The following is a 22,792-nucleotide window of genomic DNA, read 5'->3' as shown; positions in this document are numbered from 1 at the left end:
AGACGATACATGCGCGCGCCAGAGGCTCCAGCGAAATCCTCTCCTCTCAGCCGACAACGGCCGGCTGCTTCACAGGCTTGGGAGAGACGCGCGTCCACTCGAGTCCGTCGAGCAGCATCGCGAGCTGCGTCGCACTTAGATGCACCACGCCGTCGCGGATCGGCGGCCAGGTGAAGTGCCCTTGGTGCAACCACTTCGTCACCAGCACCATGCCGCTGCCGTCCCACGCCAGAAGCTTCACTCTGTCCATGCGTTTGCTGCGGAACACGAAGACGTCGCCACAATACGGGTTCGCACGCAGCGCTTCGCTCACCAGTGCCGACAGCGTATGCACCGACTTGCGGAAATCGACCGGCTGTGTCGCCAGCACCACCTTGAGGTCAGAGCGTAGCGCAATCACCGGACGCCCCGAAGCGCCGCCAGCACGGTCGACAGCGTCGCCAGCTCCACGCCCGGCTCGACCCGGATGCGCGCCCCGTTCACCTCGATCTCGACAACCCCGCAAACCTTGGCCGGCGGCGCGGCGATCTCCAAAGGCTTCGTCTGTAGCCGCGAAATACGCTCGGGCTCGCTGGCTGTCCCGCTACCGCTCTCGGCATCAATTTGGATTGGCACGAAGTTCGGCGCCTTGCCCACCACCGCCGCCGCAACTTGGCGTCGCCACACCGTAAGCAGCCCGCGCGAAACGCCATTGCGCCGCGCAACCTCGGAGATGTTCGCACCCTCCCCAAAGCTCTCCGCCACGATCCGGGCCTTCTCCTCGCCCGTCCACCGACGCCGTCGGCGCTCCCCAGTGATCACCTCGACGCGACGATAGGAGTCATCTTCCTGCCTGGCATCAAGCATGGCATTTGCCATCGTTCCACCTCCACCGATCAGCTCATGCCAGGCTGTATCGCGCGCAAGCCGAGGGGTGGCTAGGTGGGGGCCTCATGCCGGTTACGGATAGTCGATTGTAGCGCCGGTCCGGATTCCGCTGCCTCGCCGTGACCAGTATGGAAATGTGCGCTGCCAGAAATAGCCCTGCCAAAGTCATTCCCGAATACCGAAAGCCGTCGAGCATGGCGAACCGCAAGGGTCGATTGTCAGGCTTTCGGCAGCAGCAAAGCTCTTATTAACCGGGAGGAGATGTTATTGTTCGACCAAAGAGTTTCGGATCCAACAATGCGTAGATCTGGCTCGATGTGGAACGTTCCGTCAAGTCGACCTCTTCTTCTCGCGTTCGAGTGAGCAGAACCTACGCTGCGCAAGTCCTTTTCAGAATAGGACCTCGCCGAGGATGCTGCCCAGTTAAGCGCACTTAGAATACGCTCATAAAAATAGCGCAGTGAGCGTGCCAAGCACACCGACCGCCAATCCGATATCGGCGAACTACCGTTAGCCCGTCTCGAAGCAGCAGAAAGCGTGAGAATCGGTTCCACCACCAAAATTGCTCCGACCGCTATCGCGACGATTATGCAGATATTTCGAGATGCATGTATCCCAGTGCATATCCGAAGACGAGAAGGATACCGCCGAAGGGTATCAGCAGAAACATCGGCAAGAGCGTTGTCAGGTCCCCGCCGGCCTTTCCAAACTGCTTTGAGGCAATCAACCCTGCGATTATCGAAAGCGCTACTAAGAAATGGCGTCCACCGCTCAATCTTCAATGCTGAACTCATCGCCTGACGTATCGAAAGCGCTGTCAAGGTGGTTTTCCAATCAATGGACAGCATCTCCTGGCTGCCTTGGACGGCTTGAGCGTCGATCTACAGGATGCATGCACATAATCCGAGGCTGGCGGCATGGGCTTGAACACGACCTCGGTCCGGATCAAGGTGACCTCTCAAGGATGTGAAACCGGAGGTGACGCGATGCCTTGTCGTGCCGCTCACGCTGCGCCTTGATCGGCTGCATCTGACGCTTCAGGCGGCGTTTGGCCGGACGAACAGCCATCTCTTCGAGTTCCTGGCCGGCGAAGGACGTCGGGGTATCCCTGATCCCGGAGGAGATTTTGGCCCTCAGCCCATCGATGCATCGCAAGACGCGGCCCTTCAATATCGTTCAGGAGACCGGCGCGAAGACGATCCATTATCTCTATGACTTCGGTGACAGCTGAGACCAAGTGATCAAACTCGAAAAATGGTTCGACACCACGACGTTAGAGGGACATCCCTCCTGCTCGAGGACGTCGGCGGTGCGCCCGGCTATGCCGAATACCTCGATGCCAGCGGCGACCCTACTCATCTGGAATATGAAAATATGCGCCTCTGGGGCCCGCACAGTTCGATCCCAACCTCGTCGCCCCGAGGATGCTCGAGGCCGCCGCCAGCGCATTGTCCAAATTTGGAAGCCGCGGCGTCGCGGCACGCGGCTCAAACAGATGTCAAGCGTCAATCATCAAAAGGGCCGCAGAGCTACGCTTACAGTCCGCTTACCGGTCTGGCAAGCCAAGTCGGCAATGAAGAGGCGAGGAACTTCAGCTCGCTCACTTCAGCCGGAGTGAGTTTCTGGCTGACGGACCGCAGCGCTTGTCTTGCCGCTTTGGGACCAACCCAGGCAAGCGCGCGCACGCTCGACGGCTTGCGAGGGATACCTGCCAACCGGGCGCATGCTTGAGCTCCACCATCTGCTTGCCGATGTAAAGCTTACGAGAAGGACCGGACGTTAGATATAATCTAGTATCCCAACGGAGCAATCGCGGTTGCTGCCACAGAGCAGATAACTGCAGACCTCCTCAGCGTCCCGAGGTCCTCACTTAACGAGTAACGCACATTTGCTCTGTATGAAGTCCAACATCAGCGGAACGGGCAGCCGCAATAGTGTGGCCGGCACCGGCCAGAGGAATGAAGTTCAGAACTGTCGAAGAGCTCAAGCTAAATGATCTCGAAGTATCTCCGACGTTCAAAGTCGGTGACCCGATGTTGAACGGCTTCCCACTCCCAACGGCGCGAGCAAGAAAACGCCTCAACAAACCTTTCTCCGAAGACATCACTTGCCGCTGCAGACTCTGCAAACCGAGAAGTTGCCTCTGATAGGCTTTGAGGCAGTCTCGCGGACGGCCGACACATTTCCGCGCTTGCATCACCGACGATCGAAGCCGGCAGTGCCGGACCTGTCTCGACACCCAATATTCCCGAACCAATCGCACTTGCGAGCGCGAGATATGGGTTCAGGTCTGCGCCAGGCAGCCTATACTCCAGGCGATGGGCAGATGGCTCTCCCGGAATGGCGCGAATTGCGCAGGAGCGGTTGTCAACTCCCCAGCTTGGACAGATTGGTGCCCAGCAGCCAGGCACCAATCTCTTGTAGCTGTTGAAGTTCGGCGCAGCGAGCACACAGAACTCATTCATGTATTCTAGTTGTCCGGCGATGAATTGCCTCATAAGCTTCGAGACGTTGCCGAACGCATCACTGTCGTAAAATGCATTCTGATTATCCGATGACATCGAGATGTGAATATGGCCAGACTGGCCGGGCCATTTCTCGGAAACCTTGGCCATGAATGTAGCCATCATGCCTCGCGTTTGCGCCCAGGCTTTAATCATCGACTTGAATATGGTTGCTCGATCGGCAGCTTCCAGCGCATCACAATGACGAAGTGACGCTTCGACCACGCCAGGTCCCGTTTCAAAGTGCAGTCCGCTGAGAGGTATTCTTGCCTTCTCACAAAGCGCCAAGATCTCATCGAATAACTGATGTTGCGCGACAGAGCGCGCAATCGAGTAGCCGAACGGGCCGCGCGTAAAAGGAGCCCATTCGCCGAACGGCTTTTCTTCGATCGTGTCTGCGTTCTCCTTGAACAGCATAAATTCAAACTCGAACCCGACAGTGCAGTCGTATCCGTGGTCAGCAGCCCTTCGCAGGACCCTGCGCAGAACACCGCGCGGGCAGATGTTCTCATGTGCGCCCGTGAACTCCGCGAGGTAGAGATATTGATCGCCGACATGAGACACCGAACGGCCGGTGCCTGACAGAATACGCAGGTCAGCATCTCCGAACGCTGATAGCGGCTTTTGCGTGAAACTGGCCGGAATGAGCCGGTCCGAACAATCCCACGCCAGCACCGCTTCAGAGAACTTGATAACTTTATCTCCATCCGAGAGATCTTCACCTAAGACGTGTTTGCCTCGCAGAACGCCATCGAAGTCGCTTACGCCGATCATCGCCGCGCGGGCTGGATTCGCTCCGGTCAACCTGGCATCAGTTGGCATTAGTCGCGATCCTGCGTCACTAAATCGAACACCTGGTCCATCCGCATTGCTCGCAACTTGCGATAGTCATCCTCAAGCTGAGTCAACTCGCTATTCACGAGATAAACGATGCCTGGTGTCGACGCCAAGTCGATCGTGGGAACCAGCTCTTGACCAATCGGAACGAATGCAATGGCATCCGCGAAGCTCGGGAGCTTGCGGATTGCTTCGAGTCCCGGGTGACCGGCAACGACACCGCCCATATCCGAGATCAGCGAGACGCATAGTGCGTGAGCCTGCCGCTTGTAGGGCCCGCGCAGCCTCATATATTCACCAAAGCCCTTGGGATCTGCGTAGCGCCAGGCCGTCAGCGTCATATGGTTGTGCCCCAACGCCATCGTTCGTGCTTTTGCCGACATGGTCCCTTGAAGCCTCGCTCCGAAGTCCACCAGAACCGGTCCCCGATGATCGACGATGATCTCAGCATGAGCTGGTCCGTCGACGATCTGAAGCGCCTGCAACGCACGCACCAAGTAGTCGGACAGTTCCTGAACGATTGGTTCGCTGCCGCCCAACAATCTCTCAAGTGAGCAGACCGATGATGCCCCCTCAATAGGAACCGTGTCATAGGTCCAGGCCTCCGTAACGAAGGCTTCCCCGTCGATCGAGACGGCATTTACGGTGTATTGCTGGCCGTTTATTTTTTCCTGCCCAAGGGCAAAACGATTCAACGCTCCGACACGGTTCGTCTTCCCGACAATTGCGCTGAGAGCCCGCTGAATATCAGCATCTGTCGAGCAAAAGAATACATCCTCGGTACCCGTACTGTTCAGAGGCTTGATCACGATCTCATCGAACTTCGCTTCACGCTTCCAGCTCGCGATCTCTACAGCACTGTCGGACACGACTTGTCTGATCGATCGCACGCCTGCAGAGGTCAGCGCGCAAGACAATCGCGCTTTGTCACGCCGAGCAGCGGATAGCGCGGTCCCATTTGAAGGTAAGCCCAGCCGCTCCGACAAAGAATCGGCTAGCTCAACTCCGGTCTCGCAGCCCGCGATAACGAACTCCAATTCCCTGCCATGGAGAGCCTGAAGATGATATTCAACGATGTCGTCATATCCCATGCGCTCGCTGGGGCGAATGACTTCATCATACAGATCCGCATTGAAATGCGATTGGAATATCGGGGGAATCTGTGCAGCCGACATCACATGCACCGTTCCAATTCCATAGCGCTTGAATTCTTCCGGTAGGTAACGGCCGGTAGAGTATGCGTCTACGATTACACAATTCCGTTCTTTCATGCGGATCTCCGATACTGCAAGTAGATGTTGCCGACAGCGACAGCCGTAATGAGAACATTTCCAATGAACGTATGTGACGAAGGCACGATGCGAGAATCGAAGTATTGAAACAGGAAGGTGATGATAGGGGCGGTGGACAGGACCATGTTGACGGTGAAGGGCTCTACGCGGCGAATGCCCTGTTGGATCAAGAGCAAAGGAACAATGATCGTCGACAGCCCAATTGTTGCGATCGCAAACCCATGCTGCGAGATCTCAGGCACGATAGATGAATGGTCGACCAGTCCCAGCAGCAAGAGAATCGTTCCATAAAAGCGATGCGCCAGCACTTGTCGGCTAGAAAACCCACGGTCGAACAGCAGTTTGACAAGTATATTTGTAAGGGCCAGCGATAGGCCGGCCACGATGGCCAAGACGATGCCAAAGGACGATCGAGCCCCCCACTCCACGCCCGCGTTGCCGCTGGCCGAGATCCAAATCATATAACTCCCGATCGTTGCGATCGTAACGCTTACGACAATATCGGATGCTGGAGGGGCACCCTGGCGCCTGATCAGTGCGTTTAACCACACCGTCGCGGTGGGCCCCAGCGCCACCATGAAGGCGACGACGATCGCAGGTTCAGCGTATTTCAGTCCGATAAATAGGCCGATCCAGCTGATTGCTGTCACGACATTGAGCGCGACGAAGACCAGGAGCGACCATTTCGCGACCGTTGCCTCGCCTCCCTCGTGGCGAGCCAGGAGATTGAACATCAGACAAACCACAGCGAAGGACAGCAGGAGCGCGACGAACACATCCGCTTGCTGAAAATACGACGCCGCATAAACCTCGCCTGCCGCGCTTACGACGACATAAAGCGCCACAAAGAACACTCCTAGAGCGAAGCGATTCGTCAATCGCCCAGTCTTCCTGTGCCCGCGAGGCGGCGCTCGACGCTCGCAGGACCAGGCGCGTGCATCGGCTCCGAGGGACTCTCCTTTCGACCCGCACGGACCACGTTTGGTTTGAAATGTCACAATCCGCCTCTAGCTCTTCTTAGTTCGGTAGTACCCAACACACGCCTCTCCAAATGCCTTGAACAGTTGCTTGCTGAGGAGATCGGTTGAGACGTGCCATTCGGGGTGCCATTGCACACCGATTTGCAGCGTCGGGGCGCCAATGACCGAAGCCGCCTCGACCAAACCGTCAGGCGCCCGCGCCTCCCGCCTCAGCGCCGGGGCAAGCGCCTCGATGCCTTGATTGTGCAGCGAGTTGACTTGTGCTTCGATCGTCCGCGCGATTGGAAAGAGCGCGCCATCGGAAGATATCCTGACGCTGTGCGCGGCGTCGTACTGACGGTCTCTTGGACGATCTGGCTTCTCGGCATGCATCGCGCCACTTTCCGGCCTCCAGTCCGCAAGCGATGAGCGGAGCGTGCCGCCGAAATAGACGTTGAGTTCCTGAAGGCCACGGCAGATGCCCAGAATAGGCATTCCGAGCGCGATGGCGCTCTCTATAGTTAGGGCAGAGAGCCTGTCCCGCGGACGGTCAAGGATCCCAACCTCAACGTCCTGCCGGTCAGCCTCCGTCAAGGACGCAGGCGCTCTCAGGACGGCGGGATCGATGTTCGATTCATCACCTGTCAACACCAAGCCGTCGAGCCGGCGCATGATCGCCGGGGCGACCTCCTCCCTCGCATCTTCGGCGTCGGCCGTCGGCAATATGACGCAAGCCACTCCCGCATGACGATGGAGTGCCTGCACGTACTTGCGCCGCAACCAGTCGCGATGCACACCATCGACCAAAAGACGGTTCGAAGTGATGCCGACCACGGCTCGGGCGCTCTCTGGCCGTAGCAACGTCACGCCACCAGCCCTCGCGTGCGAGCCTCGGCAACGGACTGCTCGTACAAGCGTCGATTTCGCTCTTTCAACTGAGTTATGACGCTAGGTTGACCTTGAGGTCCCTTGGCAAAGAGCCCGCCCCAGGTAGCGGCAACCTTCGCGTAGTTGGGATCCTGCATTCGGATTTTCTGAGCTTTGCGCAACAGCCAAAACGGGATACCCGGCGAAAGGTGATGCTCAAGGTGGTACTCATCCAGATTCTGTCCGAGGATGGCCCGCTCGAGGAAATTCCCTTTCCGATTCCTGGTGAGATAGACGTTCTGCGTCTCGGTTTCGCACATAGGTGAGTGCTCGGCGAGCTCGATAAACCAGCCGAGGACCTGAAACGTGGTGAGATAGGGCACGATCCAAAACAGGACAACGATATGGAGCAGCCCAACAGCATATGACCCGACTAGAATGCTGATCCAGAAGAGATAGAAGCCATACTTGTCGATAAGTATGCCTGAGCGGCTCTGATCCTCGGCATGTGTGATCGAAAATCGATTGGTCCAAAGATACTTCAGATACGCCACTGTCGCGCCGCCGAAGATCGGCTTCCAGATCATGTTGAAGGCGTACCGCTCCGGAGGCTGCACGTCGTAAACGCCGCTGGCCAGGAAGAACTTCAGGTCGGGATCCTTGTCCGGGTCCCCGAGATAGGGATGATGTAAATAGACGTGCGAGATCCGGTAGGCCCAGTGGCGCTGGAACAACGGATAGGAAGCGAACAGAATGCCGAGGACGTAGTTCCAGGTCGTGTTCTTGGCGAGCGTGCGGTGAGCCGCATCATGAGCGATGGTTGTCAATCCGCGCTGATAGGCACCAATCAGAAGGACGGCCAGCGGGTAGAGCCACCACGAGACCGACACAGTCGCGAGCGTGCACGCTGTGATGACAGCGTAATCTTTAGCAATATAAGCGGCTCCCGTTATGTTGTCGGGCCTCAGCTCGGAGAGCTGCCTATTGATCTCTCGGCTGAATTGAACGGCCTCATAGCGTGATGACCTCAATTTCCAAGCGTCTGCCTGATTCATGAGAACCTCCTCCTGATCGCCTTGCAGGTTGTCAGATTGCGGAAAGCGCCTTGTCCAGATCGCGCAGGATGTCGTTGACATCTTCGATGCCGACGCAAAGCCGGATCGATCCGCCAAATATGCCGGCGGCTTCGCGCTTTTCCCGCGGGACGGTGGTGTGGGTCGTCGAGACAGGATGGGTCACGAGCGTGCGGGCATCGCCTACATTCGAAACGTGATACATCAAGTCGACGTTCTGGATGAACTTGCGCCCGGCTTGTTCGTCCTCCACTTCGAACATGACCATTGCCCCGTGTCCGTATGCAGCATTGAGTGTCTGTTCGACGGTTTCCCGATCGGCGCCTTCAAAGAGCCCCGGGTAGAAGACACGGCGCACTTTAGGATGCTCCTTGAGAACGTCGGCCACGATCCTGGCATTCGCGCAGTGCTGCTTCATGCGAAGGGGCAGCGTTTCAAGCCCCTGGATCAGTTGAAAGCTCGCAAACGGGGCGATCGCCGCGCCGGTATCGCGCAACCAGGTCATGCGAGCCTTGAGGAGAAACTCGCTCTTTCCAAGATCGTCTACATCGCGCACCGCGTTATGCCAGACAATTCCGCCATGCGCATCGTCGGGACGGTTGAACAAGGGAAAGCGAGAGGCTCCCCGGTAGCTAAACTCGCCGTTGTCAACGATCAGTCCGCCGAGCGTCGTGCCGTGGCCGCATATATATTTCGTTGCGGAGTACGTCGTAATCGCAGCGCCGAGATCTGACGGCCGGCATACCAGTGGCGTCGTCGTATTGTCCACGACCAAAGGCACGCCGTACTTTCGGCCGATCTCGGCCAGCTGTTTGACGGGGAGCGGAATCAGACAAGGATTCGAAATCACCTCTCCGAACAGACATATCGTGCGATCATCAATGGCACGTTCGAACGTCTCGGGCCTTCGAGGATCTGCCGTCCTCACGCTGATCCCAAGACGCTTTAATGTGTTGTGGAGCAGGTTCCAGGTATTGCCATATAGATACGGAGAGGCGACGACATTGTCCCCCACTTCGCCACTTGACAGGTTGACGATAGCCAGGAACGTCGCCGCTTGACCTGACGCAACGGCGAGCGAGTCGCTTCCCATATCGACGGCGGCGTAGCGCCTTTCCAGCGCGCGGGTCGTCGGATTGATGATCCTCGTGTACGTGAACCCATCGGCCTTGACGTTGTAGACGTCAGCGATGTGATTTAGATCGCCATCGAGTTCATAAGCTGTATTCTGGTAAATCGGCACTGCGACGGCTTTCGTCACTACGTCGCGTCGATAGCCCGCATGCAGAACAGCAGTCTCGGCGGAAAACGGCAGCTGCGGGTCCCCAGCCGCTCGAGCCGGCATCTTTACGCGAGCCCCGCATGTCTCTTGGGCCGACATCGGCGCCGCTGACCGAGCCTGATCGGACCGGAAATATGTACGAAAAGCGCAGCCCAACTGCTCGATCCAGCTGGATTTGATTTCCCCAATGCAACCGACGCGGAAACTCCGCGTCGGAATATGCAGCTTCGAGTAGACGTAAAGGTTGTGGGCCGCCAAGTGGCGATACAGCCCATCGAATCCTGCCTGGTCCACGATTCCGGGCGGCGCACTGAACGCAACGCAGACCGGCGACTGCAACTCCGTGGACAGCAGCGGAGATGCCACTCCTTCGAGTTCTTTGACGAGATCGTCCCTGACCTTCTCATACCTGCAGCGCCTGGCATCAATGCCCTCCTCGTGCAGAATCTCCAATGCCTTTGTCGTTGCCTGAACGATGTGGGTGGGAGGGGTCGATCGCCACTCACCGGTGCGCTCGAGCGAACGCCATTGATCTCTCACGTCGAGCACAAACGACCTCGGTTCTTGAACCGCATTCTCCAGCAGCTCGCGAGACGCGATGACAAACGCTACTCCCGGCGGCCCTTCTATGCACTTGTTGCTCGAGGTGACCAGGACGTCAGGTCCACGCTGGCTCAGGTCGATATTGAGGGCGCCGAAAGAACTCATCCCATCGATGATGGTCTTTACGCCACGTCGCCTCGCCTCCTCCACGATCGCGTCCAGCGGATTGACGATTCCGGTTGTCGTCTCACAATGCACAAAACATAGGTGCGTAACGCCAGGATTTCGGCTCAGATGCTCGCCAATTTCTTGAGGATCCAAAGGATCGGTCGCTCGCTTGACAAGCTTCACGGCTTCGACGCCCCACAGCCGCAAAATTTGTAAAATGCGCTCGCCATAGATGCCGTTTATGCAAACGAGCGGCCTGTGGGCTCGGGATACAAATGAAGAGAGAGCGGCTTCCATTGCAAAGGAGCCGCCTCCCTGAATAGGCACCACCGAATAGTCCTCAGCATTTCGCAGCAAGTTGAGCATTAGCCGCCTCATGCGGGCGGTCACTTCCTTGAACTCGCAATCGCGCGATGCGAGATCAAGCTGCATCTGGCTCCTGACCGCCAGCGATAACGACAATGGACCAGGCGTCAGCAAAGAGCGCTGTCTTGTCAAACCATTCCTCCTCAAGTTGTAGTCGTCAATGGATCTGGAGAACGCCCAGCCCAGCAGGGAGCCCCTGCGGTGAGCGTCGACTTCCACGGTCAACAGCTTCGGGGCAAACGCCATTAATCGCGGGCGCCTTTCGGGCCGGCGTCCGAAACGCCTGCCGGATGGCAACTCCATATCTCATCGCAGATACAGAGCGATTTCTCATAGAGCTCATCACCGATGCCATTCGCACCTCCTAGAAATTGGCTTTGGGACCGCGCCCTCGAACTGGCGCCGACGCGCGCTCTCATCCAGCCATCACGCATGCGCAGGCTTGAGCGCGGTAGCCTTCTTACGTCGCGAAGCGGCAGGTCGGTCGACCGACTTACGCGGTGAACCCGCGCTATTCGGGCAAACTTGACGTTAGGAAACGATGCAGTCGGATGTCATCGCGCCCGGATGCAGATCAAGGCATGGCACACTTGATGATCGTCGTTGGCAGCGGGAGTCTGATGCGTGGGCTTGAGACTTGATGCATTCGCACTCCGTCGCTCGTTGGAGGGTTTCGGACGCTGATGACTGTCGTTGTCCATTTCGAGACCGTACAACTTGACGTTAGGGGCGTTTCAACCCTCTCCAGGGATTTTTCTCGCGTGAATTTTTCCTGACCGTACCCCCAGTTGGCCGCGATAAGCCGACGTAGGCAGTAGAGTGCGGAGATTCACAACGAGCTAAAGTATTTTGAGAGTTCGACATCAGGACCGTCGGCCTTCCGCCTGCGAGCGCGCCACCTGCAGGTAAGTGATGGCCCAGTCCTCCAGTTCACGTACGATTCCTCGCGAACCCGCAGGTTGAGGTACCTAGCTTGCCGGCGAGATCCTCCCGGATGCTGCCGCCGGGAAAGTGTACGCCCTCGTCGGACATGACTGCCGGTATCAAGTCGTTGCGCTTGAATGAGCGGCCTTGGCAGGCTGTGGTCGAGCCCGGCTTGAAGACAATTGAGCGACCTTGAATCGCTGGCCCTTTAGCAACGATCAGTTCGACACCTTTCGGCGGGTCGCCGTGAAGCAGAACATGTCATCCTGCTTTGCGAGGACTACGGACTTGAGTGACACGTGTCCCTCTCTGAAAACGATCGCTAGGCTGACAGCATCTCTCGGTTCTGCACGCCGCTTCGCGGCGAGAACGTCTCACCGATCGATCCTGGCGGGGGTGAACGTGCCGTGGTTGACGGCTGGTGCAAAGCGTGAGCCCCAAGGTGAGCTGGAGTTCCAGCGCGTCGTGGCACTCAATGAGCGCAAGTACCCCGGCCGTGAGGCGCTCTGGTTCGACGGATCGCACCTCCGAGCCGTTCTGCTCGCGTTGGCTCCTCTGGAGCGCCTGCTCGTTGATGGCGAGCTCGCGTTCGACGCGGTCTACCGCGCGGTCGAACAGGTTGACGGCTGACCAGAGCAGATTATCAAAAGATAGTCCTTGTCATTGCCATGGTTGAGCTCCCTTGCCTTTTCGGCCGCGCCATCGCCGCCTTCATGGCGATCAACGACGGGCGGGCGGAACGGAGCAGAACCCGAAGCGTGGCGGAGGTCCGTAGCGCAGCGCACGATGGCTAAGGTTCGCGGCTGCGTTGTCTCGCAATGCGAAGGCGCGGGGCGTAGGCAGGCCATGTCCGCCGACGAGCGGCGGGCCAAAAGGAAGCAAGCTTCCCGAAAGCTGGCATCGCCGCGACAGCAGGGAGTCGTGGCCGACCGCTAAGTTCAGATTGGTCAATATACTGAGACGCAAGCGCCCGCTTGCCGGATGCGGCGAGGTCCGGAAAACCGAGGCCCCAGCCTCATAATGCGCGAGAGATCGAATCCGGCTGGGACGCTGCCCGGCTCGGCTTTAACGGGAGCCCGGCGTTTCGCCGGCCGCACGCGCAGCGAGAAGCGCTAAGCGAAAAACTCAACCTACTGGAAGCCGGACTTCCTCTCTGGCCTTTGTAATCGCGTCGTAGATTCTGATCTGGAGCATGGGACGGCGCTTCTTGAGCTCCTCCGCTCCTGCCCGTGCTCCATCTCTGCTCGCGTACTCGGTTTTGAATTGACCATCCACTTCGAGCACGTAACCGGAAGCGGGCAGTCGACGAGTGGGTGCGACCATTTTGTTCCTTTAGAGCCAAAAGTCCGATCGCAGGCCCGCCTGAGCCGAATCGCCTTGGCCGGGCCAGCAGATATTGTGCGAATCGATGGTGCGATGCGAGGGACATCTAACCATCAAGAATTGAGCGCGCCATCAAGACATCCACTACCACTTCCGCTGAATGCTCTAGGGTCTGCTCCATGGTCCTGAGATGAATCTCCGCTGTTGTTGGTGCTTCGTAGCACGAATCGATCCCGGTGAAGTTCTTGATCTTGCCGGATTTCACCTTTGAATACAGGCCCTTTGGGTCTCGCCGCGCGCATTCCTCGATCGGCGTATCGACAAAAACTTCTATGAACTCTTCCTTGCCAACCAGGCTGCGCACCCTGTCCCGTTCGGCCCTGGAGGGCGAGATGAACGAGCAGATCACGATCAAGCCGCTGTCCGCCATCAACTTGGCAACTTCACCGACACGTCGAATGTTCTCCACGCGGTCCGCCTCCGAGAAGCCGAGGTCCGCGTTTAATCCGTGCCGGAGGTTGTCACCATCCAGCAGCATGGTATGCCGCGACATCGCAAACAGTTTTTGATCAACGAGGTTGGCAATCGCCGACTTTCCCGCGCCAGACAGGCCGGTGAACCAGATGACGCAAGCCTTCTGTTTCTTGAGCGCGGCGCGCTCCCTCCTGTCCACCGATAGCGCTTGCCTAGCAATATTGGTAACCCGGCGTAGCGGAAAGGCAATCATGCCGGCCCCGACCGTACGATTCGTGTAACGATCGATGAAGATAAATGATCCGGTCTTTCGATTGACGTCGTAAGGATCGAATACTGCGGGCATTGCGGTCGCAACATCGCAGAAGGCGATCTCGTTGAGGCAAAGCATCCCGGCGGCCAGATGCTCACAAGTGTTGACGTCGATCCGATGCCTAATTGCGGTAATGCTGCCGGCGATCGTCTGCGATCCAATCCGCAGGACGTAATTGCGTCCGGGAGCGAGCGGCTCCTCGTCCATCCAGATCACATAAGCGGCGAACTGGTCGGCGACCTTCGGTCGGTCGTCCGGTCGCGACAGAATGTCGCCACGGCCGATATCGATTTCGTCTTCCAGTGTAATGGTAACCGCATCGCCGGCTTCGGCGCCGACAAGGTCGCCATCGTGAGTCACGATCCGCTTGACGCGCGTGGTCCGTCCCGACACGGCGACAACGATCTCGTCTCCTGCCGAGATCCTCCCGGAAGCCACCGACCCGGCATAGCCCCGAAAATCCGGGTTGGGCCGGTTCACCCATTGGACCGGAAAGCGGAAAGGCTGGCTTGCGGTGCCGGGCTGGATGTCGATGCTTTCCAAATGCTCGAGCAGGCAGGGACCATGATACCAGTTGGCATGACCGGAGCGGTCCACGACGTTGTCGCCGTAGCGCGCCGAGATCGGGATCGGAACGATCGAGGTGAAGCCGAGACCGGCGGCAAAGGCCAGATAGTCACGGGCGATCCGATCGAAGCACTCCTTGTTGTATGCCACAAGATCGATCTTGTTCACTGCCAGCACGACATGACGAATACCGAGCAGCGAACAGATAAAGGAGTGCCGGCGGGTCTGAACCATCATGCCTCTGCGGGCATCGATCAGGATGATGGCGAGCTGAGCATTCGAGGCGCCGGTAGCCATATTTCGGGTATACTGTTCGTGACCGGGAGTGTCGGCCACCATGAAGGAGCGCCGTGGCGTCGTGAAGAAGCGGTAGGCGACGTCGATCGTGATGCCCTGTTCCCGTTCGGCCTCTAGCCCGTCCACGAGCAGCGCGAAATCGATGTCGTTCCCGGTGCTACCATGCTTGATGCTGTCGCGTTCCAGCACCGTGAGCTGATCGTGGTAGATCATCTTGCTGTCGTGCAGTAATCGGCCGATCAGCGTCGATTTGCCGTCGTCCACCGAGCCACATGTGATGAATCGCAGCTGATCCTTTGTCCTGGCCGGGACCAGTTCCGTTGTTGGCTTTGCAAACATCAAAAGTAGCCTTCTCGCTTCTTCTTCTCCATTGAAGCGGCTTCATCGGTATCAATTAGGCGTCCCTGGCGCTCCGACACAGTCGCAGTCTGCATTTCCGCGACGATGTCTTCGATGGTCGTCGCATCGGATTCAATAGCCCCGCTCAACGGATAACATCCAAGCGTGCGAAAGCGGATCATCCGCATTTCCGGCCTCTCGCCGCAGTTAAGGGGCAATCGCTGGTCGTCGATCATGATAGACGCACCATTTCGACGCACTATCGGTCTTTGTTTTGCGAAGTAGAGCGGAACGACCGGAATCTTCTCGAGCATGATGTATTCCCACACATCGAGCTCGGTCCAGTTTGACATCGCAAACACCCGCATGGTTTCGCCCTGGCGAATCCGTGTGTTGAACAGGCTCCAGAGCTCCGGCCGCTGGTTACGGGGATCCCATACGTGTCCGGCCGAACGGAAGGAGAGTATCCGTTCTTTTGCGCGACTCTTTTCCTCATCGCGCCGGGCTCCGCCGAAGGCGGCATCAAATCCGTGAAGGTCGAGCGCCTGTTTCAGCGCATCAGTCTTCATCACCTGGGTGTGTAGCGCGGAGCCGGAATCGATCGGATTGATCCCGCGCGCGATTCCCTCCTCGTTGACATGGACGATCAGGTCGAGGCCCAGCCGCCTGGCTGCGGCGTCCCGGAAGCTGATCATCTCGCGGAACTTCCAAGTCGTGTCGACGTGAAGTAGGGGGAAAGGCAATTTTGTCGGATAGAATGCCTTGATCGCAATATGCAGCATGACGCTTGAGTCTTTTCCGATCGAGTAAAGCATGACCGGCCTTTTGAACTCGGCGACCACATCACGCATGATTTCAATCGATTCAGCTTCGAGATGGCGCAGATGTTTCGGCAGCATATATCTTCTTTTCGATGCAGGATCTCTGGTCTTCGCCGTTCTACGGCACCAGCCCACAGTGAGATTATCCGCGGCGGAAACGGCCGGCCAAGACGCACGGCTCGTCCATGAGGTCAAGCCCCCGTTGGACAGCAGACTTGCAGGCTGGGGAGAATATCGATTCCGCCGCTGATGCGGCCGGCGCCTGCGTCACACCTGATCGGGAGATCAGCTCGTGTGGGTTAAGCATCTTGGCAAAATCCGCCAGCGCCTTTTGATTGCAAGCATTCAGATCGTATTGAGGATCTGCTCAAGCCGCGCGACCTCGCCTCGTAACATCTCAATAGCCGCGTCGCGCTTGCGAATGGCATCCAGCCCCGCAGCTCGATCAGCTTCTAACGCCAACAGCGCCTGTTGCAACGGGGCAGCCATCGACGTGGCCGGGCGCAAATTCTGCTCGACGTCAGCGTCCGATGGACCGTTCGCCTGTCGCACCTTGGAGATGTCGCAGGCCGCCCGAACTTTCTCCGAAACGTCCCAAGCAGTGTGGACCGGCTCTCCAGCGTGAGACGGGCCGGATAATGCTCCCGTCTTGGTACTCCGCAAATCCCACCAGGTTCGGAACATCTGACGATAAAGTTCGGTTACCTCACCTCCCCTATCGAGGACTCCGGCTTGCTGCGCATGCAGCAGTTCTTGCTCATATCCGAGTTCTAGCAAAAGCTCGGCGCCAACCAGATCGGTCACGGTTTGCATCTCTTCGACGCTCAAGTGAGATTGCCATGTTTTGACAGAGCTTTCGTCGACGGCGTTTCGTTCCAGGATTTTTCGGTCTCCGAAGCTGCTGGATCGAAGATAATCTGCTTGTCTCATCCCCGCCGATGCGACGGCCGCCGGATCACAGCCGAGCCCCGTCAACAGACGCCGGATTTCCTCGTCCGGATGCGCCACGAGCAGTTCATATTGCACAAGCTGTGTCTGCGGGCGAGCGCGGTGTGCGGCGAGCTTGGGAAGACCCAGAACCAAATCGGCGAGTGAAGATATGATGACGTCGGGCAGACGAAGCATGAGATCGGCGAGACTGGAGACGCTGATCGGATGCGAGGTTTCTGCCCGCAGTGGGATGCCCCACGTCGATTTCAGTGAAGCGGCAATGGCATAGGGATTTCGCATCAAAAGGATGTGTGGCGCTTCTGGATAGACAGATTCAAGAAACTCAAGCGCCGTCCAGTAACGTGGTGTCTTGTCTATGATGATGCGCTTGCCCGCTTCTGCCAGATACTGATCGTATGCTGCATCGGCAAAAGCGCGGCTGACGATCGTGCGATCTATACGCCCCAGGAATTCCGAGGTCGCGGCCTCAATCAGTGAGCTGCCCGCCGGATGACGCTGGTCCACCCTGCCAAAGGCTTCAAGCGCCAGCATCAACCAGGGTTCAGGCGGAGCCACAATGTCTGGATGGTGCTGGAGCAAATGCGCCAGGAGTGTCGTCCCGGATCGTGGAAGACCGAGAAGAAAGCACACCGCAGGCGAACGGCGAAAACGTCCGCTCATCGTTCAGACCTTCGTGCTTGAAAAGCAAACCCTGGCGGCGCTCGGTCGATTGAGCGAAAAAAGCCAGCCGCGCGATCACATGGGCAATCGCTTGCGTACAAAGCGTCAAAACGACAAGACTTTTGTCTGCCACTCATGACTTAAGAGCCGTTCAGTTCGATCGATCGGGCGGGATCACGGAAGCATAACTGCAATTGCCTCCTCGATTGCTCGACAGTTGAAACCAAGTCAAGCGCCAGCTCAATTGCACGAAGATTGATCGCGGATATGGGAAGGTTGGGAAGAACTATACGGACGTTTGCCGAAGACCGCCTGCGGTACATGGAAGGTTATTACGTGTAGTCATAAGCTGCCTGTTGCTTGGGCACTTAAATGCGACATGCACCTCGCTGATGCTCGGCATACACCAAAGAAGCTCGGCAAAAGAGCGGACAGCTCGGCGAGTGCGGCAAAGAAGCAGACCACATCGCGGACATCTCACTTGGCGGGGCGCAGCTTATCTTGTCAGCGGATCCCGACGCAACTTTCCCGTGCATGCTGCCGTTGGCCCGTCAAGACACTGAGCCATAGCTCCGGCCAGCCCGTTGTTCGCAAGCTCATCCGTCCGAACTATAAGGATTTGATTTGCCTGCTCTTGGAGCGTTGCCCCTCCCCTAATCGGCGCTAAAGGAGGCTTGTAAACGATGGAACCTGACTTAAGATACCTCCGGATTTACCTGATCCAGCATGCGCGCTTGGCCGCATCTCTATTGACGGAGACGAGATTGTCCGGCCGTTCATGTGGGAGATGAGATCGATCCATGCGTGTCTCGAAGAGCTTGCCAATCAAATGTGCTCGGCATCACTGGGCCACGGTGGACGATCCTGATGGCGGTGACCTATTTGGGCAGAGGAAAGGGTGTACCGGTCAATCTGGTGTCACGATTGATGCACGTCGACCCTTCCTTCGTGACAACCCACTCAAAGCTGCTAGAAAAAAACGGTCTTCTGCGGCATAAGTCCTCCGCAAACGATGCGCGCAACGTGCAGATGCTGACGGCCGAAACGCGCAAGCATCTCGCGCGTTTGGCGCCACGACAGGCAGCGCAGGATGAGCTCGCTTTTGATGAATGCGGCATTGACCGATCAAGCGAGTTCATTGCCAAGGCTGCTACAGTGAGGCATCGCCTGGAAAGGGCCCGCTCTGGCATTAAGAAGACCAAACGCACGACTGTCAGAAATGGAGCTCGCTAACCATGAGTCTCCCATCCTTCGAATGTGTCTTGAAGCAGCGCGGTCGAAGATGGTTGTGGTCCGTGCACAACGCCGAGGGCGGGCAGGTGATGACGGGTTCAGGACGTAACCGTTCCGCCGCCATCTATCAAGCTAACAGAGCGCTTTTTCAATTGCTGTTGAGCGCGCCATATCACCTCGGAGCTCGAGCTAGCCAACAGGCTCGGCGGCGTTCTTCGCTTACGCCCAAACTTTAGCCTGCATGAGCTTTCGAGGAGTGCCCATTAGCGAGGTTGTTTCCATATGGCTAACGCGATCGGCCCATGTGTTCGGCCCCGCGCGGCCAAGGCTGCCTCGAGCGCTGCTTCGGGGACTGGCAACAGGACAGCCGGACCTGCTGAACCTAAATATCCTCAGGGTCAGCCGGCTGGCGCTGCAAAACCGGCTAAGGAGCTGAGGTCGGCTAGAGCTGGTCCGGGCCGAAGCTGCACATTTTGGCCAACGTATCGACTTCGGCTGGATTCGGTCCGGTTGATAGAAGTGGCTTGCGGAAACTGGTCGCGCCGCGCCGTTAGCGTGACCAATCATGGCCGCCGCAGCTCTCGCCAACGATACGCTGCTTCTCTTCGAATATGCAGTGGCGCCGAGCGCCCGTTGAGCGTGCCACGCCAAGCGGCCTTCGCCGTCAAAACCTCCTTTCAAGACTCAACAAAGACTGGAGCCCGCTCCGCAGAAATGAAAGGCCAAATGCGTGAAAAGCTCTTTTCACCGCAATTGACAGAGCCAATTTGCGACACAGTTTCAATGGCCGTAGGGTGGCCCGCGAGCCACCCTACTGGGCCACTTACCAGCGCTCATCAGTAAGCTACCGCTGATGTCCGAGTCCGATTCCGAGATTCAAGGCCTTCTGGCGTAGCGCCCCGACGCTGCGTTTGGTCATTTTTGCTATTTTTACTACCGGGGTTCGAGCCTTCGAATGGACTTTGAGTTCTTTGATATCTGCCTTTGTCCACTCGCGCCGCTTGACAAGTTTCTTGGTTGCTCTTTTCACCATAAATGCTCCTTTTGAGAGGAGCGGCTTGTAACATAGTTTTTTCGGAGCGACGACGGTAAAAAAAGCCACTCGTAGGAACTCGCGCCACGTATAAGTTCGGTCATCTGTGAGACAAGGCGTCTGGACTAGTGCGGCTGTTGAATTCTAAGTTCGTACAGTCCGTCTTCAAGGCTTCGTTTAATGCAACCCCCAATCGACGCCTGGTACGAGCGCGTAGACTAACACGTTTGTGGAAAGAAACGAGCAAGCCAATCGCGATGAACCTGAACAGCTCCAACTCGGGCAGGTTGGTGATTTGTATTAAGCCTTCAGCGATCAACTATCGAGGCCCTGTGAGACATCGTGGCCGTCTCTTACTATGGTCGCCCTTCCGACGCTTGGCGCGTTGCATTGTCTAGACTGCCAGAGCCTCGATCGGCTGGGCGCGAATACTAGATCGATCTCGTCTTCGCGTCGGTCTCGGCTCAACGTCTCGGAGGGGCAATGTGTGTTCGGATGAACAGCTTTCATTTCTTTTGACGAAGGACAGAGAACGGAAATAGGTTATGGTTTCGGCGTCCGCGACGATTTTTTAGAGAGAGGCGGCCAACGTCAAGATCGTGAACGCTTCAGCTTTGATGGCGCGCTCTTCGTTCAACTCGCTTTCGGTGTGTATCGATATTTCGCGTAGAGACACCGCGGGCGCTTGATGGTCCTCGACTGGAGCGAGCGGTTATCGGAGGTTCACGCGTGCCGAGGTCACATCCGAAATGCTCGACAGCTTGCGCTCGATCTTCCCCATGCAGCCCGTGCAATTGATGCCTCCACCGCGCGGTCGAGTTGGACGCGGCCCCGCCTGTCCTCTCAGGTAGTGATAAAAGTCGATGGCCGCCTGCATGCACGTGTGCCGATGCGGTTTCTCGACAGAAACATGCGGCGTCCATCAGCGTCGCCCTCCATCACGAGATCCCAACGCCCGGCGGCGACGTCCGCGGCGCTACCGCGGTAGATTCCAACATTGAGCCCGTGGTTTTGCGCGAGATCAACGACCCTTATGCGCGGTGCGGGTAGATGATCTCTCGACAAAGGAGATGGAATGCGACCCGATTTGGCGCAATCGTACGGTCAGGACAGCCTGCCCCGTTATACTAGCTATCCCACGACACCCCACTTTTCATCAGATATCGGCGAAGCCGATTACCGGCAATGGCTCGGATCGTTACCGGCTCACGAATCCATTTCGATCTATCTGCACGTTCCGTTCTGTCGATCCATGTGCTGGTACTGCGGCTGTCATACGTCCGTGACCAGGCGCGACGATCCGATTGCGATCTATGCCGCGGGCCTCCGGACTGAAGCCCACCTAGTCGCCGAGACGATCGGCAAACGGCTTCCGATCTCCCATGTCCACTTCGGCGGCGGAACGCCGACGATCATGACGTCCGAGACTTTCGCAGATCTCGTGGGCACGCTTCGCTACTCATACTTTGTGGTGCCCGGCGCGGAGATTGCCGTCGAGATCGACCCCCGCACGCTGACGGAACCGATGGCAGAAGCCTTGAGCCATGGCGGTGTCACCCGCGCGAGCCTTGGCGTTCAGAGCTTCGATCCCATGGTCCAGCGAGCCATCAATCGAGTGCAGAGTTTTGCGCAGACAGGTGCGAGCGTCGATTTGTTGCGTAGGGCCGGCATCGGTCAGATCAATTTCGACTTGCTCTATGGCCTCCCGCATCAGATGGTTAGTTCGTGCCTCGACACCGTTGCCAAGTGTATCGAGCTCCGTCCCGATCGTTTTTCGGTATTCGGCTATGCGCACGTTCCGTCGTTCAAGAAGCATCAGCGCAAAATCGATGAGGCCGCCCTTCCCGATAGCGTCGCGCGACATCTCCAGTCAGAAACAATTGCCGAAGCGCTCGTCGAGGCCGGCTATGTTCGTGTCGGCTTCGACCACTTCGCGCTTCCGGATGACAGTCTTGCCGCGGCGAAGCGGGACGGCCGGCTACGCCGAAACTTCCAAGGCTATACCGACGATTGCGCCGAAACATTGATCGGTCTCGGCGCCAGCGCCATCGGTCGGATGCCGCAGGGTTCCGTCCAGAACGCCATCGGGACGCGCGACTATCTCAAGCAAATCGCGGAAGGCCAACTCGCTACCGTCAAGGGCTATGAGTTCACGGAGGACGACCGGTTCCGGGCCGACCTCATCGAGCGGTTGATGTGCGATATGGCCGTCGACCTGTCCAAAGTAGCCCGAGCTCATGGCCGCGACCCGCGGACGGCGGTCGTCGACGAACCACGGCTCGCGAAATTGCTCTCGGATGGCGCCGTGACCATGGACGGCGACCGGCTCCGCATCCACGATGGCGCAGAGTTTCTGGTCCGAAGTGTCGCCTCCGCATTCGACGCCCATCTGGCAGGGTCCAAGGCGACTCATAGCCGCGCAGTCTGACCGGCGAGCGATCACGCGCGGTGCAGGATTCAGAGCCAAACCAGCACACCCTTCAAACAATGCTCCTAGCTACCTGGGCCCATCGCGGCCAACCGTTCCGACCAACGGTTGAGCGGTTGCGTCAGGGGCTGCTCGTCATGGAAACGAAGTTTCTCAGCCGCAGAGCGGACCGCGGTGGAGTGCGATGTCGTCGGCCTTGTTGGCCTTCTGCAGTGCGCCGATGGTCTGGCCGCTAGGACAATAGCGATCATAGTTCAGGTCTGCGCTTCCGCGCGCGAGATCATGGCTGCAGCGGGTTTTGGCAACACAGAGTGCGCAGATGCTGGACATTTCGCGCAAGACGTCCGGACACGCCTCTGCGATCACAGCCTCATCCAGACCAAGCTGCTTTAGTAGCTGCGGCAACTCCTTGGCGCCGCGTCCATGGGCGGCCAGCTTTTTAAGCTGGCTGACGGGCATTCGCAGATCCCTCGCGATGGCCGCGATTTCGGTTTCGTCGAGATTGTTTAACTCACGGACATCCCGGTCCAAACCGAGCCAACGCGCAACTCTTTCAACCAGGCCTTCGGTGACTGACCGCAAAGCTGACGTCATCGCAGCCTCCATTGCATTCGGATAAGATGCACGGAAGGACGCCTGATCCGCATTGCTCCAGACCAAATTGACCGCTT

18 protein-coding genes and 2 pseudogenes are annotated in these 22,792 nt (G+C 57.8%); 5 read left to right on the top strand and 15 right to left on the bottom strand.

Going from position 1 to position 22,792, the window contains the following annotated elements; translation table 11 throughout:
• Positions 1-46 precede the first annotated feature (46 nt).
• Both tnpB and MTX21_RS35850 read right to left on the bottom strand, forming a co-directional pair.
• Positions 47-400, bottom strand: coding sequence for an IS66 family insertion sequence element accessory protein TnpB (tnpB, locus tag MTX21_RS35855; RefSeq protein WP_208089702.1), 354 nt, complete (start codon positions 398-400; stop codon positions 47-49).
• Positions 397-858, bottom strand: a complete 462-nt coding sequence (locus MTX21_RS35850; protein ID WP_280968746.1) for a transposase — start codon at positions 856-858, stop codon at positions 397-399. Before MTX21_RS35850 ends, tnpB begins: the two co-directional genes overlap by 4 nt.
• A gap of 975 nt (positions 859-1,833) precedes the next feature.
• Between MTX21_RS35850 and MTX21_RS40200 the strand changes: the two are divergent.
• Positions 1,834-1,944: pseudogene (locus MTX21_RS40200) on the top strand (plasmid pRiA4b ORF-3 family protein); the annotation flags it as partial.
• Between the two features lie 177 nt (positions 1,945-2,121).
• Positions 2,122-2,598, top strand: a complete 477-nt coding sequence (locus tag MTX21_RS40195; protein ID WP_348637467.1) for a hypothetical protein — start codon at positions 2,122-2,124, stop codon at positions 2,596-2,598.
• A 257-nt stretch (positions 2,599-2,855) separates the two neighbouring features.
• Here MTX21_RS40195 and MTX21_RS35840 read toward each other — a convergent pair whose 3' ends face one another.
• The 6 genes from MTX21_RS35840 to MTX21_RS35815 form a co-directional block, all read right to left on the bottom strand.
• Positions 2,856-4,193, bottom strand: a complete 1,338-nt coding sequence (locus MTX21_RS35840) for a glutamine synthetase (RefSeq protein ID WP_280969169.1) — start codon at positions 4,191-4,193, stop codon at positions 2,856-2,858.
• A complete protein-coding gene (locus tag MTX21_RS35835) occupies positions 4,193-5,479 on the bottom strand; it encodes an ATP-grasp domain-containing protein (protein ID WP_280969168.1) in 1,287 nt (428 codons plus the stop codon). The genes MTX21_RS35840 and MTX21_RS35835 overlap by 1 nt, the downstream gene beginning before the upstream one ends.
• Positions 5,476-6,378: a DMT family transporter gene (locus tag MTX21_RS35830; RefSeq protein ID WP_280969167.1), complete on the bottom strand. Its 903-nt coding sequence runs from the start codon at positions 6,376-6,378 to the stop codon at positions 5,476-5,478. The genes MTX21_RS35835 and MTX21_RS35830 overlap by 4 nt, the downstream gene beginning before the upstream one ends.
• Positions 6,379-6,507: 129 nt before the next feature.
• Positions 6,508-7,293, bottom strand: a complete 786-nt coding sequence (locus tag MTX21_RS35825; RefSeq protein WP_280969166.1) for a gamma-glutamyl-gamma-aminobutyrate hydrolase family protein — start codon at positions 7,291-7,293, stop codon at positions 6,508-6,510.
• Between the two features lie 29 nt (positions 7,294-7,322).
• Positions 7,323-8,381 (bottom strand): dhydrorhizobitoxine desaturase, encoded by a 1,059-nt coding sequence (rtxC, locus tag MTX21_RS35820; RefSeq protein WP_280969165.1) that lies wholly within the window; start codon positions 8,379-8,381, stop codon positions 7,323-7,325.
• A 31-nt stretch (positions 8,382-8,412) separates the two neighbouring features.
• Positions 8,413-11,004: a 2-aminoethylphosphonate--pyruvate transaminase gene (locus MTX21_RS35815; protein ID WP_280971341.1), complete on the bottom strand. Its 2,592-nt coding sequence runs from the start codon at positions 11,002-11,004 to the stop codon at positions 8,413-8,415.
• A 1,080-nt stretch (positions 11,005-12,084) separates the two neighbouring features.
• On the opposite strand from MTX21_RS35815, the gene MTX21_RS35810 reads away from it, so the two are divergent.
• Positions 12,085-12,312, top strand: coding sequence for a hypothetical protein (locus MTX21_RS35810; protein WP_280969163.1), 228 nt, complete (start codon positions 12,085-12,087; stop codon positions 12,310-12,312).
• 799 nt (positions 12,313-13,111) lie between these two features.
• Here the strand turns inward: MTX21_RS35810 and cysN are convergent.
• The 3 genes from cysN to MTX21_RS35795 form a co-directional block, all read right to left on the bottom strand.
• Positions 13,112-14,995, bottom strand: coding sequence for a sulfate adenylyltransferase subunit CysN (gene cysN, locus MTX21_RS35805; protein WP_280969162.1), 1,884 nt, complete (start codon positions 14,993-14,995; stop codon positions 13,112-13,114).
• Positions 14,995-15,951, bottom strand: a complete 957-nt coding sequence (cysD, locus tag MTX21_RS35800; RefSeq protein WP_280971340.1) for a sulfate adenylyltransferase subunit CysD — start codon at positions 15,949-15,951, stop codon at positions 14,995-14,997. Before cysD ends, cysN begins: the two co-directional genes overlap by 1 nt.
• A 210-nt stretch (positions 15,952-16,161) precedes the next feature.
• The gene (locus MTX21_RS35795) at positions 16,162-17,427 is read right to left on the bottom strand and encodes a sulfotransferase (RefSeq protein WP_280969160.1); all 1,266 of its coding nucleotides are present in this window, start codon (positions 17,425-17,427) and stop codon (positions 16,162-16,164) included.
• A gap of 867 nt (positions 17,428-18,294) precedes the next feature.
• Here MTX21_RS35795 and MTX21_RS35790 point away from each other — a divergent pair.
• A complete protein-coding gene (locus MTX21_RS35790; protein ID WP_280969159.1) occupies positions 18,295-18,660 on the top strand; it encodes a MarR family transcriptional regulator in 366 nt (121 codons plus the stop codon).
• Positions 18,661-19,504: 844 nt separating this feature from the next.
• Here the strand turns inward: MTX21_RS35790 and MTX21_RS35785 are convergent.
• From MTX21_RS35785 to MTX21_RS35780, 3 genes and pseudogenes are all read right to left on the bottom strand, one after another.
• Positions 19,505-19,693, bottom strand: coding sequence for a hypothetical protein (locus MTX21_RS35785; protein ID WP_348637485.1), 189 nt, complete (start codon positions 19,691-19,693; stop codon positions 19,505-19,507).
• Between the two features lie 712 nt (positions 19,694-20,405).
• Positions 20,406-20,570 carry a heavy metal-associated domain-containing protein gene (locus tag MTX21_RS40190; protein ID WP_348637466.1) on the bottom strand — a complete coding sequence of 55 codons (165 nt, stop codon included), beginning with the start codon at positions 20,568-20,570 and terminating at the stop codon, positions 20,406-20,408.
• Positions 20,537-20,722 (bottom strand): annotated as a pseudogene (locus MTX21_RS35780) (hypothetical protein); the annotation flags it as partial. The pseudogene MTX21_RS35780 and the gene MTX21_RS40190, both read right to left, overlap by 34 nt.
• Positions 20,723-20,768: 46 nt before the next feature.
• On the opposite strand from MTX21_RS35780, the gene hemN reads away from it, so the two are divergent.
• Positions 20,769-22,121: an oxygen-independent coproporphyrinogen III oxidase gene (gene hemN / locus MTX21_RS35775; protein ID WP_280969157.1), complete on the top strand. Its 1,353-nt coding sequence runs from the start codon at positions 20,769-20,771 to the stop codon at positions 22,119-22,121.
• A gap of 153 nt (positions 22,122-22,274) precedes the next feature.
• Here the strand turns inward: hemN and MTX21_RS35770 are convergent, their stop codons facing one another.
• Positions 22,275-22,715, bottom strand: coding sequence for a hypothetical protein (locus tag MTX21_RS35770; RefSeq protein WP_280969156.1), 441 nt, complete (start codon positions 22,713-22,715; stop codon positions 22,275-22,277).
• Positions 22,716-22,792 lie beyond the last annotated feature (77 nt).

This window comes from Bradyrhizobium sp. ISRA430 (assembly GCF_029909975.1).
GTDB lineage: Bacteria > Pseudomonadota > Alphaproteobacteria > Rhizobiales > Xanthobacteraceae > Bradyrhizobium.
This window is presented reverse-complemented; position numbering and strand designations above follow the sequence as displayed.